This is a genomic window from Actinokineospora spheciospongiae (genome assembly GCF_003182415.1).
Classification (GTDB): Bacteria; Actinomycetota; Actinomycetes; order Mycobacteriales; family Pseudonocardiaceae; genus Actinokineospora; species Actinokineospora spheciospongiae.
Map to the genome: position 1 here is coordinate 13,017 of NZ_QHCP01000010.1, position 16,729 is coordinate 29,745.

Annotated in this window: 14 protein-coding genes; 11 read left to right on the plus strand and 3 right to left on the minus strand. The window is 73.0% G+C overall.

Annotation, left to right across the window (positions count from 1 at the left end):
* Positions 1–27 precede the first annotated feature (27 nt).
* Positions 28–1,200 carry an FAD-dependent monooxygenase gene (locus tag DFQ13_RS23700; protein ID WP_110081406.1) on the plus strand — a complete coding sequence of 391 codons (1,173 nt, stop codon included), beginning with the start codon at positions 28–30 and terminating at the stop codon, positions 1,198–1,200.
* A 12-nt stretch (positions 1,201–1,212) separates the two neighbouring features.
* Here the strand turns inward: DFQ13_RS23700 and DFQ13_RS23705 are convergent, their stop codons facing one another.
* Positions 1,213–1,416 (minus strand): DUF3072 domain-containing protein, encoded by a 204-nt coding sequence (locus DFQ13_RS23705; protein ID WP_035279714.1) that lies wholly within the window; start codon positions 1,414–1,416, stop codon positions 1,213–1,215.
* Between the two features lie 107 nt (positions 1,417–1,523).
* On the opposite strand from DFQ13_RS23705, the gene zwf reads away from it, so the two are divergent.
* Together zwf and DFQ13_RS23715 are read left to right on the plus strand one after the other, a co-directional pair.
* Positions 1,524–2,906, plus strand: coding sequence for a glucose-6-phosphate dehydrogenase (zwf, locus tag DFQ13_RS23710; protein ID WP_035279806.1), 1,383 nt, complete (start codon positions 1,524–1,526; stop codon positions 2,904–2,906).
* Positions 2,903–4,693 (plus strand): glycoside hydrolase family 15 protein, encoded by a 1,791-nt coding sequence (locus DFQ13_RS23715; protein ID WP_084175349.1) that lies wholly within the window; start codon positions 2,903–2,905, stop codon positions 4,691–4,693. The genes zwf and DFQ13_RS23715 overlap by 4 nt, the downstream gene beginning before the upstream one ends.
* A gap of 10 nt (positions 4,694–4,703) precedes the next feature.
* Here DFQ13_RS23715 and DFQ13_RS23720 read toward each other — a convergent pair whose 3' ends face one another.
* The gene (locus tag DFQ13_RS23720) at positions 4,704–5,054 is read right to left on the minus strand and encodes an MmcQ/YjbR family DNA-binding protein (RefSeq protein WP_035279717.1); all 351 of its coding nucleotides are present in this window, start codon (positions 5,052–5,054) and stop codon (positions 4,704–4,706) included.
* Positions 5,055–5,413: 359 nt separating this feature from the next.
* Between DFQ13_RS23720 and DFQ13_RS23730 the strand changes: the two genes are divergently transcribed.
* The gene (locus tag DFQ13_RS23730; protein ID WP_110081407.1) at positions 5,414–6,046 is read left to right on the plus strand and encodes a TetR/AcrR family transcriptional regulator; all 633 of its coding nucleotides are present in this window, start codon (positions 5,414–5,416) and stop codon (positions 6,044–6,046) included.
* A 42-nt stretch (positions 6,047–6,088) separates the two neighbouring features.
* Positions 6,089–7,396 (plus strand): MFS transporter, encoded by a 1,308-nt coding sequence (locus tag DFQ13_RS23735; RefSeq protein ID WP_110081408.1) that lies wholly within the window; start codon positions 6,089–6,091, stop codon positions 7,394–7,396.
* A 171-nt stretch (positions 7,397–7,567) separates the two neighbouring features.
* On the opposite strand, the gene DFQ13_RS23740 is transcribed toward DFQ13_RS23735, so the two are convergent.
* Positions 7,568–8,251, minus strand: coding sequence for a MerR family transcriptional regulator (locus tag DFQ13_RS23740; protein WP_110081409.1), 684 nt, complete (start codon positions 8,249–8,251; stop codon positions 7,568–7,570).
* A 128-nt stretch (positions 8,252–8,379) separates the two neighbouring features.
* Between DFQ13_RS23740 and DFQ13_RS23745 the strand changes: the two genes are divergently transcribed.
* The 6 genes from DFQ13_RS23745 (at position 8,380) to DFQ13_RS23770 (ending at position 16,709) form a co-directional block, all read left to right on the plus strand.
* Positions 8,380–10,620, plus strand: a complete 2,241-nt coding sequence (locus DFQ13_RS23745; protein WP_233438549.1) for an ATP-binding cassette domain-containing protein — start codon at positions 8,380–8,382, stop codon at positions 10,618–10,620.
* Positions 10,617–10,961 (plus strand): hypothetical protein, encoded by a 345-nt coding sequence (locus DFQ13_RS23750; protein ID WP_110081411.1) that lies wholly within the window; start codon positions 10,617–10,619, stop codon positions 10,959–10,961. The genes DFQ13_RS23745 and DFQ13_RS23750 overlap by 4 nt, the downstream gene beginning before the upstream one ends.
* Positions 10,962–11,092: 131 nt before the next feature.
* Complete coding sequence (locus DFQ13_RS23755; protein ID WP_110081412.1) at positions 11,093–12,976, plus strand: ArnT family glycosyltransferase; 1,884 nt, start codon at positions 11,093–11,095, stop codon at positions 12,974–12,976.
* An 83-nt stretch (positions 12,977–13,059) separates the two neighbouring features.
* The gene (locus tag DFQ13_RS23760) at positions 13,060–14,361 is read left to right on the plus strand and encodes a bifunctional glycosyltransferase family 2/GtrA family protein (RefSeq protein WP_110081413.1); all 1,302 of its coding nucleotides are present in this window, start codon (positions 13,060–13,062) and stop codon (positions 14,359–14,361) included.
* Complete coding sequence (locus tag DFQ13_RS23765) at positions 14,358–16,244, plus strand: ArnT family glycosyltransferase (RefSeq protein ID WP_110081414.1); 1,887 nt, start codon at positions 14,358–14,360, stop codon at positions 16,242–16,244. The genes DFQ13_RS23760 and DFQ13_RS23765 overlap by 4 nt, the downstream gene beginning before the upstream one ends.
* A gap of 120 nt (positions 16,245–16,364) precedes the next feature.
* Positions 16,365–16,709, plus strand: a complete 345-nt coding sequence (locus DFQ13_RS23770) for an STAS domain-containing protein (RefSeq protein WP_161784434.1) — start codon at positions 16,365–16,367, stop codon at positions 16,707–16,709.
* Positions 16,710–16,729: the final 20 nt, after the last annotated feature.

Consider the following 16,729-nt stretch of genomic DNA (forward strand, 5'->3'; position numbering starts at 1 on the left):
AAAGATACCTAAGGTAGGTAGACAGCCATGGCTCGTGTTCTTGTCTCCGGTGCCAGTGTCGCCGGGCCGACGTTGGCGTTCTGGTTGCGGCACCACGGTTTCGAGGTCACCGTAGTGGAGAAGGCGGGGGCCGTTCGCGGTGGCGGCTACCCGATCGACATCCGGGGCACCGCGGTGGAGGTCGTCGACCGGATGGGGCTGCTCCCCCGGGTCGCGGCGAAGCACATCGACACGCGGCGGCTGACCTTCGTCGACATCGACGGGCGCGAAGTCGGGACCATTCGGCCGGAGGAGGTCACCGGGGGTGTCGAGGGCCGTGACCTGGAGCTGCCCCGCGGTGACCTCACCGACGTCCTCTACGACGCCGTGCGCGACCGGGTCGACTTCCGCTTCGGCGACTCCATCGCCGCCCTCACCGAGCACGGCACCGGCGTCGACGTGGTGTTCCGGGGCGGGGACCGGGCGACCTTCGACCTGGTGATCGGGGCGGACGGGCTGCACTCGGGCACCCGGCGGCTGGCCTTCGGGCCGGAAGCCGACCACCTGCGCCACCTGGGCTACTGCTTCGCCGGGTTCACCATGCCCAACCACCTGGGCCTGGCCCACGGCGGCATCACCTGGAACACCCCGGGCAAGGCGGGCGTGCTCTACGCGGCGGGCGCGAGCGACCGGCTGCACGCGTTCCTCACCTTCAGCAGCCCCGAACCGCCCGCCGGTGCCCACCGCGACCCGGCCGCTCAGCGCGACCTGGTCGCGGCCGAGTTCGCGGGCCACGGCTGGGAGATCCCGCGCATGGTGGCCGCCATGCGCGCCGCCGACGACCTGTACTTCGACGTCGTCAGCCAGATCCACCTGCCCGCCTGGTCCACCGGCCGGGTGGCGCTGGTTGGCGACGCCGCCCACGCCCCGTCGTTCCTCTCCGGGCAGGGGTCGAGCATCGCGCTGGTCGGCGCCTACGTCCTGGCGGGTGAGCTGGCCACGCACGCCGACCACACCGAGGCGTTCGCCGCCTACGAGCGGGGCCTGCGCGGCTTCGTGGAGCGCAACCAGGCCCTGGCGACCGGTGGCGCACCGACGCTCATCCCGCGCACGGCGGAGGAACTGCGGCTGCGCGACGCGGCGCTCGCCGACCCGTCCCTCCTGCCCGGACGGACGAGCCGGGAGGTGACCACCGCGCTCGCGCTGGCGGACTACGCGTGAGGTGCCCCGCGTTCACGCGCCGCGGCCGGTGCGCTCCTGCAGGGCCTCGATCCGCTCGCTCGCCTCGGCCTTGGTGAGGTCGTCCGGGACCTCCTCACCGGCTTCCTGGGCGAGGGTGTGCAGGTAGGAGCGCTGCGGGCCGGTCATCGGCTCGTCGCCGGTGACCCACTCGTCGGTGGGCTTCTCGGCCGTGGGCTCGGGTGTGGACTCGGTCATCTGTCGTCTCCTCGGAGGGGTCGAACGGGTGTTCGGCCAAGGTAGTCGGATCGATTCACCCGCGCACGCCGAGCGGGATGCGGGCGGCGGGCGAATACTCGGAGCACATGGAGACCATCCCGCCGCACGTGTTCGTGATCTTCGGCGCGACCGGGGACCTGGCCAGGCGCAAGCTGTTCCCCGGGCTGTTCAAGCTGTACCGGGCCGGGCTGCTGCCGGAGTTCGCCGTCATCGGGTCGGGCAGGCACTCGCCGGGCACCGACGAGGAGTTCCGCGCCAAGGTCGCCAAGGACCCCGACGACCCGCGGTGGGCGGAGTTCGCCGAGCACATCACCTTCCAGACCTCCTCGGCCGACGACGGCGAGGAACTGGCGGCAGCGGTCGAGGCGCGGCGGGCGGAGTTGGGTGCGGACTCCCGCACGCTGCTGTACCTGTCCGTGCCGCCGGGCACCATGCGGCCGATGGTGGACATGCTCGGCAAGACCGGCCTGTCCCGGGACGCCCGGCTGGTGCTGGAGAAGCCGTTCGGCAGCGACCTGGAGACCGCGCGCGAGCTGAACTCCGCGCTGCACGAGGTGTTCGACGAGGACAGCCTGTTCCGGATCGACCACTTCCTCGGCAAGGAAGCGGTGCAGAACATCCTGGTGTTCCGCTTCGCCAACGGCCTGTTCGAACCGATCTGGCGGCAGGGGCACATCGCCTACGTGCAGATCGACGTGCCGGAGTCGATCGGCATCGAGGGCCGGGCGAGCTTCATGGAGTCCACCGGCACCTTCCGCGACATGGTCACCACCCACCTGTGCCAACTGCTCGGGTTCCTGGCGCTGGAGCCGCCGACGGAGATCAGCGCGGAGGCGCTGCGCGCGGAGAAGCTCAAGCTCTACCGCTCGCTGCGCCCGCTGGACCCGGAGAAGGTCGTCTTCGGCCAGTACGCCGGGTACCGCGACGAGGAGGGCGTGGCCCCGGATTCCGAAGTGGAGACGTTCGTGGCGCTGGAGGCCCGCGTCGACAACTGGCGGTGGCAGGGCGTGCCGTTCTACCTGCGCACCGGCAAGGCGATGGCGCAGTCGCGGCGCACGGTGACCGTCGGGTTCACCGAACCGCCGCTGGCGATGTTCCCCAACCGGGTCGACTGCGCGCCCAGCGAGCTGGTGTTCGAGCTGACCGAGGAGCCGCGGGTGGCGCTGGGCATCCGGGCGAAGAAGCCGGGGCCGGGCCTGGAGGTCGGGTCGGCGCGGCTGGACCTGGACTTCGAGGAGGCGTTCCAGGGCGCGGAACCGCTGGAGGCCTACGAGAAGCTGCTGCTCGACGTGCTGCGCGGCGACCAGACGCTGTTCAGCGGCAACGCCGAGATCGAACGCCTGTGGGAGGTGTGCGAGCCGGTGCTGGAGAACCCGCCGCCGGTCCAGGTCTACGACAGGGGGAGCTGGGGGCCGAAGGCCGCGCTGGCCGTGCCCGGTGAGGCCGGTTGGCGGGCAGCCGAGCAGTGACCGCGTACCCACCGATCGCCGAGCACGGCATCATCGGCGACCTGCGCACGGCGGCGCTGGTCGACACGGGCGGCCGGGTCGACTGGTTCTGCGCGCCCCGCTTCGACTCGCCCAGCGTCTTCGGCGCGCTGCTCGACGCCGAGCGCGGCGGGCACTGGCTGATCAACCCGGTGTGCGAGGTGGTGACCAGGCACCAGTACTACTTCCCCGACACCAACATCCTCATCACCCGCTTCCTCACCGAGGACGGCATCGTCGAGGTGCAGGACTACATGCCGATCCTGCGCCCGCACGACCCCGACCACCGGCAGCGGCTGGTGCGCCGGGTGGTGAACGTACGCGGGCACATGACCATGCGGATGCGCGTCGAACCGCGCCCCGACTACGGCCGCGCCGTCCCGGACACCAGTGGCGACGGGCGACGGGTGGTGTTCGAGACGGCGGACCTGCGGCTGGCGCTGGAGTCCTCGGTGGAGCTGGAGGTCGGGGGCGGTGCCGCCGGGGCGGAGTTCCCGCTGTCGGCTCAGGAGACCGCGCTGTTCGTGCTGGAGGTCGGCGACCCCGGACCGGCCGGGGAGCACGACGGCGACCTGTTCGACGCCACGGTCGGGTTCTGGCGCGGCTGGTTGTCGAAGTCGCGCTACACCGGCCGCTGGCGGGAGATGGTGCACCGCTCGGCGCTGACGCTCAAGCTGCTCACCCACGAGCCAACCGGCGCCATCGTGTCCGCACCGACCATGGGCCTGCCCGAGCAGTTGGGCGGCGAGCGCAACTGGGACTACCGGTACGTGTGGCTGCGCGACGCCGCGTTCAGCCTGTACGCCCTGCTGCGCCTGGGTTTCGTCGACGAGGCGGAGGCGTTCACCGGCTGGCTGACCGACCGGGTCACCGAGGACCACGACGGCGAACTGGGCCCGCTGCGCGTCCTCTACACCATCGACGGCGACAGCGACCTGGTCGAGGAGGAGCTGGACCACCTGTCCGGCTACCGGGGCTCCCGCCCGGTCCGGGTCGGCAACGGGGCGGCGGGCCAGCTCCAGCTCGACGTCTACGGCGAGGTGATCGACTCGATCTACCTGTTCGACAAGCACGGCGCGGGCATCTCCCACGGGGTGTGGGCGGGCCTGTGCGTGCTGCTCGACTGGCTGATGGACCACTGGGACCAGCCGGACCAGGGCATCTGGGAGTCCCGGGGCGACGGCCGCGACCACACGTTCTCCCGGGTGATGTGCTGGGTGGCCGTCGAGCGCATGGTGCGCGTGGCCCGCCGCCGCGGCCTCCCCGCCGACCTCACCCGCTGGACCACCGTCCGCGACGACATCTACCGCCAGATCATGACCGAGGGCTGGAACGGTGAGGCGTTCACCGCCGCCAAGGACACCGACGGCCTCGACGCGGCGCTGCTGCTGATGCCGATGGTCAAGTTCTGCTCCCCCACCGACCCCCGCTTCCTGGCCACGGTCGAGGCCATCGACGAGGCGCTGGTGGTCGACGACAGCCTGGTCTTCCGCTACGACCCCGAGGCCGGGGCGGACGGCCTCGACGGCGAGGAGGGCACGTTCTCGCTGTGCTCGTTCTGGTGGGTGGAGGCGCTGGCGCGCACCGGGCAGCAGGACCGGGCCAGGCTGGCGATGGAGAAGATGTTCACCTACGCCAACCACCTCGGGCTGTACGCGGAGCAGATCGCCCTGACCGGTGAGCAACTGGGCAACTTCCCGCAGGCGTTCACGCACCTGGCCCTGATCAGCGCCGCCACCAACCTGGACCGCTTCTTCGACACCGCCTGAGCGCCCCCGGTCACACCACCGGGTGGTCGGGCACCCGGGCCAGCAGGTCCTCCGGGGCGGACAACCGCCACGCCTCGAAGACCAATTCGGACAGCTCGTCGACCTCCACCCCGGAGAGCCGCACCACCACCCAGCCGAACCCACCCCAGGTGAACTGCTCCTCGAACACCTCCGGTCGCTCGGCGACGAGCGCCTGCTGCTCCGACAGGGTTTGCTTGAGGCCGACGGTCTGCGTGCGCGGCCAGTAGTAGCCGAACCTCTTGCCGCACACGGAGAAACTGCTGGCGCGCTCACCGTCCGCGCGGTCGACCTCGGCGAGGGCGCCGAGGATGTCGAAGAACTGCTCACTGCGCACGGCCATCATCCACTCCCCAGGGTCGAGGTGGCGAAGCCTAGCCGGCACCCCCGACAGAACCGGCTACGCGTCGCGGTTGTCGGCGACCGGGTCGTGCGCCTCCCGGTCGGGGCCGTCGATGGTGCCGGTCTCGGCGTTGTGGTGGAACCCGACCGGGCTGCCCTGGAGGGTCCCGTTCGGCTGGACGGTCGTCAGCCGCCTCGGGCGTTGACCGCGCAGGTAGTCGAGTTCGGCAGAGGTGAGCGGATGACGCTGTCCTGGGCGCCCGGGCCGGGGGTCGCAATCCCGCGACGGTCGAAGGGGTGCGAAACGCGACGTGCGGCACCCAGTTGCGTAGTGAGTACTCACTACGTATCATTGGTGGCATGAGCGGACAGGAAGCACCTCGGCAGCGGGCACCTCGGCGCAGCGTCGAGGAGCGCCGCGCCATGGTGGTCGCCGCCGCCATCCCGCTGCTGGCCGAACTCGGGCCATCGGTGACCACGTTGCAGATCGCGCGGGCCGCCGGGATCAGCGAGCCCACCGTCTTCCGGGCGTTCACCGACAAGGACGAGTTGCTGGCCGCCTGCCTCGCCCACGTTTCCGACCCCACCCGGGTCATCGCCGAATTGGCCGCCGTCGACCCCGAACTGCCCCTGCGCGAGCGGTTGGTCGCGGTGATCGACGCCGTTTCGGCCCAGGCTGCCCTGACCGGGGCCGTGGTGGACGCCGTGCGGCTGGCCGCTCCCCCTCGGGCCCGCACCACGGACGCCGCGGGGGACGGGGAACGGGCCAGGGCCACAGCCGGGCGGGACTCCGCCCGCGCCCGGTTGCACGCCGCCGTGGTCGCCGTGCTGGAGAGCGACGCCGGGGCGCTGCGGACCCCGGTCGGAGAGGTGGCGACCGTGGTGCTCACCATCGTGACCGCCCTGGGGACCGGGGCCAAGTGGAGCGGCGACGACGACGGGTTGACCGCGGGCGCGCTCGCCGACCTCGTGTTGAACGGCGTCGCACTGTAGTTCGACCTCGACCCACCACTTGGGAGCGGAAAGGCACCCGCCGTGATCAACGCCGCCCGCGTGCCCGCCATCGCCCGCGACCGCCGGTTCCTCGCCCTGTGGGGTGCCCACAGCATCTCCACCCTCGGGGACGCGCTGACCACCCTCACCCTGATCCTCCTGGTCACCGAGAAGACCCACTCGGTCGCCGCGATCGGGGGGCTGACCCTGGTCATCGCCGTGCCCGGCATCGTGATCGGGCTGCTGGCCGGGGCCTACGTCGACCGGCACGACCGGCGGCGGATCATGATCCTGTCGGACGCGCTGCGGGCGGTGCTGCTGCTGGCGCTCGCCGTCTCGGTCGTGAACTGGCCCGGGTTGCCCGTGCTCTACCTGATCGCCTTCCTCCAGGCCGCGGTCGGGACGTTCTTCGAACCGGCCCGGGCCGGGTTGATGCAGGTGATCGTGCCCGCCGAGGAGCAACTGCGGGCGAACTCGCTCATGCAGACGACCACGGTCATCGGGGAGCTGACCGGGGCGACCGCGGCCGGTGTGCTGGTCGCCACCCTGCACACCCACTGGATCGCCTTCACCGTGGACGCGGCGACCTTCGCGGTGTCGGCGCTGCTCATCGCGATGATCCGGCGCACCGACAACACCCCGGCCTGCGAGCCGCAGACGACCTGGGCCGCGATCACCGACGGGTTGCGCGCGGTGCGCTCCTCCCCCGCGCTGCGCGGGCTGCTGCTGGTGTTCAGCGCGCTCACCTTCGCGCTCAGCCCCATGGCCGTGCTGCTCGCCCCCTACGTGGTCGACACGCTGCACATCTCCACCGGCTGGATCGGCGTGATCCAGAGCGGTGACACCGCGGGCAACCTGATCGGGGGTGTACTGGTCCTCGTGCTGGCCAAGCGGATCAACCCGCGGTTGATGATCATCAGCGGGATGGTGCTGCTGGCCGCGCTGATCGCCGCGCTGCCGCTGGCGGCCACCGTGGTGGCGCTGCTCGTCGCCCACCTCGTCTTCGGTCTGCTCACCGTGTCGATCCAGACCGGCATCGGCGCGCTCATCCAGACCGAGGTGGACAACGCGCTGATGGGGCGGTTCATGGGGCTGATGTCGATCATCCCGAGCACCGTGTCCATCTTCGGCATGGCCTTCGCGGGCAGCTTCGGCGCGCTGCTGGGCATCCAGACCGTCTTCGTCACCTGCAGCGCCGTCCTCGCCGTGGGGACCGCTCTGGCCTGGTCGCAGTTCCGGCGGGCCGCCCGGGAGCGGGTGGCCGCCTCCACGTCGACCGGCTCGGTGCACCAGCCGGTGGGCGGCTCATCCCCCGGCTCGACGTACACCGGGCGGCACCAGCGCTCGTAGCGGCACAGCTCCTTGGAAAAGGGACGCCACTCCGGCGGGAACTCCGGCACCGTGGAGGTCCGGTCGGCCAGCACGTACTCGAAGTCGTCCGACTCACCGCGGATGGTGACGAAGCCCGTGGTGAGACAGCGCGGTCCGCAGGTCACGCCACGATCGTGACGCCACTGGGGGTCAAGCGGTCAGGTGGGCGTGCAGCAGGCCTGCGGCTTCGAGCAGGGCGAGGGACTGCGCGTCGAGGGCGGCGCGGCGTTCGGCGATGGCGGCGGCGAGGGCTTCGCGGCTGCCCGTGCGGTGCAGGTCGGTCAGGACCTGGGTGATGCGGGGGAACGGGTAGTGGGCCTTGCGGAGCATGGCGACGACCCGGGCGTCGCGGACGTCGAGTGGGGTGTAGCGGCGGTAGCCGGTGGCGGGGTCGCGGGCGGGGGTGAGCAGGCCCGCGGCCTCCCACACGCGCAGTGCGGAGGTGCGAACCGACAGCGCGGCGGCGACCTCGCCGACCAGTCGGTCCGGGCCGGGGGTGACCGGGGTGTCGGCGACCGCGCCGAGGGCTTCGGCGGTGCTCTCGGCGGCTTGGCGCTCGGCGTGGAGGGTGGCGTGGGCGGCGTCGACGAGGTGCAGTGCGGTGGTGGGGTCGCCCGCGTTGGCGGCGTGGAGGACGGCGGTGGCGCGGTCGGTGCCGAGGGCGCGGGCGAGGGCGCGGTAGGCGAGGAGGGCGCGCAGGTGCTCGGGGCCGTACCGGCGGTAGCCGGATTCGGTTCTGGGCACTTCCGGGAGCACGCCCGCCGCCTCGTGGTTGCGGACCTGCTGGGTGGAGATGCCCGCGTGCCGGGCTAGGTCGACTGGGCGCAGCGGCATGGCGCATGCCTACCACGGGGGTTGAGGCTTTTTGCGGCCGACTCCAGCACAGGTCTCAACTGGTTGTTCAAAGATAGGGTTGAAGTGTGAATTCATCCAGTTCAGCGCCGGTAGTGGAGTGCATCCGGGTGGTCGGTGCGCACGAGCACAACCTGACCGGGATCGATGTGGAGATCCCCAAGCGCCGGGTCACCGTGGTGACCGGGGTGTCGGGGTCGGGCAAGTCGTCTTTGGTGTTCGACACCATCGCCGTGGAGGGGCAGCGGCAGTTCCACGAGACGCTGCCCGCGTTCGTGCGGTCGTTCCTGCCCGCGTCCGGGCGGCCCGCGGTGGACCTGATCGAGCACCTGCCCGCCACGATCGCCGTCGACCAGCGGCCGCTGGTCGGCGGTTCGCGGTCGACTGTGGGGACGATCACCGACATCGCCCCGCTGCTGCGGCTGCTGTTCTCCCGCGCGGGTGAGCCGTTCATCGGGTACGCGGACGCGTTCTCGTTCAACATGCCCGCCGGGATGTGCCCGGACTGCGACGGGCTGGGGCAGGTGATCGGGGTCGACCTGCCCGCGTTCCTGGACCCGGCCAGGTCCCTCGACGGGGGCGCGCTGCTGGCGCCCGCGTTCGCCGTCGGGTCGCTGGACTGGCGGATCTACGCCGAGTCCGGCCGGTTCGACCCGGCGAAGCCGGTGGCCGACTACACCGACGCCGAGCGCGAGGAGCTGCTGCACGGCGCGTCGGGGCACGTCCCGTTGGACGTCAACGGCTCGACCGTGAAGATGACCTACGAGGGCGCGGTGGTGAAGTTCCGCCGCCGCTACGTCGACACCGCCGAGGAGAAGAGCGCGCGCACCAAGGAGATGGTGCAGCGGTTCACCACCTCCGTGCCGTGCGCGTCGTGCGGGGGGACGCGGCTGTCGCAGTTGGCCCGCGACTGCACGATCGACGGCCGGTCCATCGCGGACCTCAACGCGCTGGAGGCCGACGAGCTGCTGGCCGTGCTCACCGCCTTCGACGTGCCGAAGGCGCAGCCGGTGGTCGACTCGCTGGTGGGGCTGGTGGGCCACCTCGTCGACATCGGGCTGGGCTACCTGAGCCTCGACCGCGCCACCAGCACCCTGTCGGGCGGCGAGGCGCAGCGGGTCAAGATCGTGCGCCACCTGTCGAGCAGCCTCAACGACATGCTCTACGTGTTCGACGAGCCCAGCATCGGCCTGCACCCGCGCGACGTGCACCGGTTGACGTCGCTGCTGCACACGTTGCGGGACAAGGGGAACACCGTGCTGGTCGTGGAGCACGACCGGGACGTGATCACCGCCGCCGACCACGTGCTGGACATCGGGCCGGGCGCGGGCGCGGCGGGTGGGCGGGTCGTCTACGCGGGCGACCTGGCCGGGCTCGCCTGCGCGGGCACCCCGACCGGGGACCACCTCACCGCCGCGACGACGGTCAAGGACCGGGTTCGCGCCAGGACCGGCAGCCTGTCGGTGGTGGGCGCGCGGACGCACAACCTGCGGGACCTCAGCGTGGACCTGCCGACCGGGGTGCTGACGGTGATCGCCGGGGTGGCGGGGTCGGGCAAGTCGAGCCTGGTCGGCGGCGCGTTCCGGGCGCAGCACCCGGAGGCGGTGCTGGTCGACCAGTCGCCGCCGCGGGCCAACCGGCGGTCGACGACGCTGACCTTCACCGGGATCGCCGACCAGGTCCGCGCCGCGTTCGCCAAGGCCAACGGGGTGGCCCCGGCCCTGTTCAGCGCCAACTCCGCCGGGGCCTGCGGCAACTGCGCGGGCCTGGGGTTCACCCAGACCGACCTGGCGGCGTTCGACTCGGTGGCCCAGGTCTGCCAGACCTGCGACGGGCGCCGCTTCACCGACGAGGTGCTGGCCCACCGGCTGCGCGGGCGCTCGATCGGTGACGTGCTGGAGATGTCGGTGGCCGAGGGGCTGGAGTTCTTCCGGGGCAGCCGCAAGGTCGCCGCCGTGCTGACCGCGGTCGCCGACGTCGGCCTGGACTACCTGCGCCTGGGCCAGCCGCTGACCACGTTCTCCGGTGGCGAGTGCCAGCGGGTCAAGCTCGCCACCCGCCTGCACACCCCGGGCACCACCTACGTCCTGGACGAGCCGACCACCGGCCTGCACCTGGCCGACGTGGGCAGGCTGCTCGGCGTCCTGGACCGCCTGGTCGACACCTACGGCTCCACCGTCGTGGTCATCGAGCACAACCTCGACGTCATCGGCCACGCCGACTGGGTGGTGGAGCTGGGGCCGGAGGGCGGCAGGCGCGGTGGGCAGGTCGTGTTCGAGGGCACCCCGCGCGACCTGTGCGCGGCGGGCACCGCGACCGGCGAGCACCTGCGCCGGGCGGTGGCGGGATGAGCGGGTTCCCCGCCGCGGTCGCCGCCGCCGCGTCAGCCGTGGCCGACGTCCTCGACGGGCACCGGCCGCGCGGCGGCGGGGCGTACCCGATCGGCGCGGTGCTGCCGGTGCTCGTCGAGCAGCACGACGTGCTGCGGGCCGCCGTGGACGCGGTCCCCGATCCGCTGCCGGAACCGCTGGCGGCCGAGCTGGCGGGGTTGATGAGCTACCTGCAACTGCTGCGGGTGCGCTACCACCGGCTCAGCACCATCGAGCCCCAGGACTCGGTGTTCGCCACGCGCGCGATCACCGCCACGCACGTGGAGGCGCGGCGGGTGCGGGATCGGGCGAAGCGGATGTGACACCCGGGGCGTCCGGCTGGAACCGGTGGACGTGGCCCGTCCGCTGAGTGGCACCGGCACCCGCCGGACGCACAGCCCGCTCACAGGGAACGCACAAAACCCACCCAGCGCGGCCCACCACCGTGGTCCCCATGACCCTCGTCGCCGACCGCGCCGTGCCCACCGACCGACCCGGTGGCATCCCCGAGACCCCCGCCGCTCCCCCGCCGAGACGGCACCGCGTCGCACTGGCGGTGCTGCTGCTGGGGACCGCCGTGCTCTACCTGTGGAACCTGGGCGCCTCCGGGTGGGCCAACGCCTACTACTCGGCCGCCGCCCAGGCGGGCGGGGAGAGCTGGTCGGCGTGGTTCTTCGGCGCGACCGACGCGGCGGGCGGCATCACCGTCGACAAGACGCCCGCCGCGACCTGGCTCATGGGGTTGTCCGTGCGGGTCTTTGGGCTCAGCTCGTGGAGCGTGCTGGTGCCGCAGGCGCTGGCCGGGGTGGCGTCGGTGGCCGTGCTGCACGCGGCGGTCCGGCGGTGGTCCGGCCCGGCGGCGGGGCTGATCGCGGGTGCGGCGCTGGCGTTGACCCCGGTGGCGGCGCTGATGTTCCGGTTCAACAACCCGGACGCGCTGCTGGTGCTGCTGCTGGTGGTGGCCGCCTACTGCGTGGTGCGCGCGTTGGAGAAGGCCAGTCCGAAGTGGCTGGTGCTCGCGGGTGCCGCGGTCGGGTTCGCGTTCCTGACCAAGATGTTGCAGGCGTTCCTGGTGCTGCCCGCCTTCGCGCTGGTCTACCTGATCGCCGCCCCCACCGGGCTGGGCAAGCGGATCGGGCACCTGGTCGCCGCACTCGGCGCGATGGTCGTCGCGGGCGGCTGGTGGGTCGTGGTGGTCGAACTGGTGCCCGCTGCCAGTAGGCCCTACATCGGCGGCTCGCAGGAGAACAGCGTGCTGGAGCTGGCGCTGGGCTACAACGGCCTGGGCAGGCTCACCGGCAACGAGGTCGGCAGCGTCGGCGGCGGTGCGGGCTGGGGCTCGCCCGGCTGGTCGCGGCTGTTCGGCACCGAGATGGGCAGCGAGATCGCCTGGCTGCTGCCCGCCGCGCTGCTGGCCCTGCTCGGCGGTCTCTGGCTGACCCGCCGCGCCCCGCGCACCGACCGGACCCGGGCCGCGCTGGTCCTGTGGGGTGGTTGGCTGCTCGTCACCGGCGTCACGTTCAGCCTGATGGACGGCATCATCCACCCGTACTACGCGGTGGCGCTGGCCCCGGCGGTGGCGGCCCTGGTGGGCATCGGCGCGGCCACCGCCTGGCGGTCGCGGCACGACTTCGCCTCGGTGGGGTTGCTGGCGGCGGGGGTGGCGCTGACCGCGGTCGAGGCGTCGCTGCTGCTGGCCAGGGAGTCGGACTGGCTGCCCTGGCTGCGGCCGGTGGTGCTGTTCGGCGGGCTGGTGGTGGCCGCGCTGATCGTCCTGGTGCCGGTGCTGCCCCGGCTCGCCGCCACGGGGGTCGCGGCGCTGGCGCTGGTCGTGGTGCTCGCCGCCCCTGGCGCGTACTCGGTCGCCACCGCCGCGCAGCCGCACTCCGGTGCGCTGCCCTCGGTCGGCCCTGGCAGCGCCATGGGCTTCGGCGGGCCCGGCGGTGGCGGGCGCGGCGGTGGCATGGGCGGCCTGCTCGGCGCTCCGACGCCCAGCGCCGAGGTGGTCGCCGCGCTGTCGCGGGACTCCGCGTCCTACACGTGGGCGGCGGCCGTGGTCGGGTCCAACAACGCGGCGGGCTACCAGCTCGCGATCGACCTGCCGGTGTTCGCCCTGGGCGGTTTCAACGGCACCGACCCGGCGCCGACCCTGGCGCAGTTCCAGCGGATGGTGGCCGACGGCCAGGTCCACTGGTTCATCGACAGCACGATCATGTCCGGCGGTTCCGGCAGCGACGCCTCCCGGGAGATCGCCGAGTGGGTCGCGGACAACTTCACCGCCACCCCCGTCGACGGCACTGCGCTGTACGACCTGTCGACCCCCACCGCCACAACGTGATCCGCGTCATGACCGATGAGGACACAGGTCCCGCACAGCTTCGGCACACCGACCACCCAGCGGACCCCCGGAGGCTCGCAGCCATGACAGCCACCTCGCTCCCCCTCCCCGCCCAGCGGGGTCTCGGCCGCGGTCCCGTGCGGGTCGCGGGACCGGCCCCCGTCCTCGACGTCGTCGTGCCCGTGCACAACGAGGAGGTCGACCTCGAACCGTGCGTGCGCCGCCTGCACGCGCACCTCAAGGCCCAGTTCCCGTACCGGTTCCGGATCACCGTGGCCGACAACGCCAGCACCGACCGCACCGCCGAGGTGGCCGACGCGCTGGCCGAGGCGCTGCCCGAGGTGCGCTCGGTGCGGCTGGAGCAGAAGGGCCGCGGCCGGGCGCTGCACACCACCTGGCTCGGCTCCGACGCCGAGGTGCTGGCCTACATGGACGTCGACCTGTCGACCGACCTGGCGGCGCTGTCGCCGCTGGTGGCCCCGCTGATCTCCGGGCACTCCGACGTGGCCATCGGCTCGCGGCTGGCCCGGGGCGCGCGGGTGGTGCGCGGGCCCAAGCGCGAGTTCATCTCCCGCGCCTACAACGTGATCCTGCGCGGCACCCTGCGCGTGCGCTTCTCCGACGCGCAGTGCGGGTTCAAGGCCATCCGCGCCGACGTGGCGCGCACGCTGCTGCCGCACGTGGCCGACACCGGCTGGTTCTTCGACACCGAGCTGCTGGTGCTGGCCCAGCGCGCGGGCCTGCGCATCCACGAGGTCCCGGTGGACTGGGTGGACGACCCGGACAGCCGGGTGGACATCGTGGCCACCGCGCTGGCCGACCTGCGCGGCATCGCCCGCCTCGGCCGGGGTCTGACCACCGGCGCCATCCCGATCGCCCGGCTGCGCGAGCAGTTGTCCCGGGGCGCGATCAGCGCGGACCCGCCGGGGGTGCCCGCGGGGCTGCTGCGGCAACTGGTGCGCTTCGGCGCGATCGGCGTGCTCAGCACCGCGGCGTACCTGGTGCTGTACGTGCTGCTGCGCGGCGGCGTCGGCCCGCAGGCGGCGAACTTCGTCGCGCTGCTGGTCACCGCGGTCGGCAACACCGCGGCGAACCGGCGGCTCACCTTCGGCGTGCGCGGCAGCGGCGGCGCGGCCAGGCACCAGTTCCAGGGGCTGCTCGTGTTCGCCCTCGGGTTGGGCCTGACCAGCGGGTCGCTGGCCCTGCTGCACGGCCTGGGCGACCCGGGTCGCGGCACCGAGGTCGTCGTCCTGGTCGGGGCCAACCTCGCCGCCACCGTCCTGCGGTTCCTGCTGCTGCGCGGCTGGGTGTTCCGCCGCGCGGACGAGCGGTCCACCCTCGAGGAGACCGGCGCCGCGGCGCCGAGTGCGGAGAACGCGCGATGACCACCACGACGACCACCACGTCCGAACCCCGGCACGCCGCACCCGCCGCGCCCGCGGTCGCCGCCCCGGTGCCCGCGGCCCGGCGCGGCTGGGAGCGGCCCGCGCTGATCGGGCTGCTGGCCGTGACGGCCGCGCTGTACCTGTGGGACCTGAGCGCTTCGGGGTGGGCCAACGACTTCTACGCCGCCGCCGCGCAGGCGGGGACGCAGAGCTGGAAGGCGCTGTTCTTCGGCTCGCTCGACGCGGGCAACACCATCACCGTCGACAAGCCACCCGCCGCGCTGTGGCTGATGGCGCTGTCGGGGCGGGTCTTCGGGTTCTCCTCGTGGAGCATGCTGCTGCCGCAGGCGCTGTGCGGGATCGGCTCGGTGTGGTTGCTGCACAACGCGGTCCGGCGCTGGTCCGGTCCGGTCGCCGGGCTCATCGCGGGTGCCGCGCTGGCGCTGACGCCGGTGGCCGCGCTGATGTTCAAGTTCAACAACCCGGACGCGCTGCTGGTGCTACTGATGGTGGCGGGCGGCTACTGCGTGGTGCGGGCGACGGAGGGGGCGAGCTGGCGGTGGTTGGCCCTGGCCGGTGTCGCAATCGGTTTCGCGTTCCTGGCCAAGACGTTGCAGGCCTTCCTGGTGCTGCCCGCCTTCGGGCTGGTGTACCTGGTCGCCGCGCCCACCGGCCTGGGCAGGCGGCTGCTGCACCTGCTGGGCGCGGTCGCGGCGCTGGTGGTCTCGGCGGGCTGGTTCGTGGTCGTCACCGACCTGTGGCCCGCCGACTCGCGGCCCTACATCGGCGGTTCCACCGACAACACCGAACTCGACCTGGCCCTGGGCTACAACGGCCTGGGCCGCATCTTCGGCGGCTCGGGCAACGGCGGCGGGGGCGGGGGTGGCGGCGGCATGGGCACCGCGTTCGGCGGGGACACCGGGCTGGGCCGGATGTTCGGCGCCGCGTTCGGCTCCGAGGTGTCGTGGCTGCTGCCGTCCGCGCTGATCGCCCTGGTCGCCGGGCTCTGGTTCACCCGCCGGGCACCGCGCACCGACCGCGCCCGCGCCGGGCTGCTGCTCTGGGGCGGGTGGATGGTGGTGACCGCGCTGGTGTTCAGCTACATGGAGGGCACCATCCACCCGTACTACACGGTGGCGCTGGCCCCCGGCGTCGCGGGCGTGATCGGCATCGGCACCCGGGAGCTGTGGCGTGGTCGAGACCACCTGGGCGCGCGGGTCGTGCTGGCGGCCGTGGTGGCGGTCGGCGCGGGCTGGGGCTTCGTGCTGCTGGAGCACGACGCGCAGTGGTTGCCGTGGCTGCGCTGGGTGGTGGCCGCGCTCGGGGTGCTCTCCGCGACCGCGATCGCCGTGGGCGCGCACCGGTTCGCCAGGGCGGCCGTGCCGGTGGCGCTGGTGGCGCTGCTGGCCGGGGGCGGTGCCACCACGGCGTACGCGGTGGCCACCGCGACGACCGCGCACAGCGGTTCGATCCCGGCCTCCGGTCCCGCGTCGGCGGGTGGCGGCGGCGCGTTCGGCGGCGGGGGCGGTCCTGGCGGCGGGCAGGAGGTCAGCGCGGAACTGGTGCGGGCGCTGCGCGCCACCACCGGGACGTGGGCGGCGGCGAGCACCGGGTCGATGGGCGCGGGCAGCCTGCAACTGGCAAGTGGCCGTCCGGTGATCCCCATCGGCGGCTTCAACGGCGGCGACCCGGCACCCACGCTGGCGCAGTTCCAGCGCTACGTCGCCGAAGGCCAGGTCCGCTACTACATCGCGGGCGGTCAGGGCCGCGGGATCGGCGGCCCCGGCGGCAGCGACGACATCGCCACCTGGGTGCAGGAGAACTTCACCCGGACCAGCATCGGCGGCCAGACGGTGTACGACCTGGCTGCGCCCCTCGGGTGAGGACTTTGGACCCCTGGGACAGCGGCGTCGGGCCCGCGTAGGCTGCCGAGCACTCGGTTCCGACGCCGCTGGGAGGGGTGGTCGCCATGCGCGCGTGTGCGCGGCACCCCTGGGACGGCGGTGGTCACCATCGCTGAGCCGGTGCGGCCGCAGGCCCGCGTGGACCCGACCGCAGCCCCGGACCCGGCACCCGGCCCCCGGCTGCAGGGCCACGCGGACCTCACCACCCGCCCGGACGTGGAGGCCCTGCTGCTGGCGCTCTGCGGCCAGGCCACCGGCGACGTCCACCTCGACCTCGCCGAACTCGACTTCATCGACGTGTCCGGCGTGATCTCCCTGCTGCGGGCGGCCGCCACCCTCCCCCCGGGCGCCCACCTGGTGCTGAGCAACCCCCCGCAGGCCATGCGCCGCATCCTGGAGGTCCTCGGCCCCGCGGTGGCCGAGTCCGGCGTCCGGGTCGACTGAGCCGCGCACCTCCCGCCACA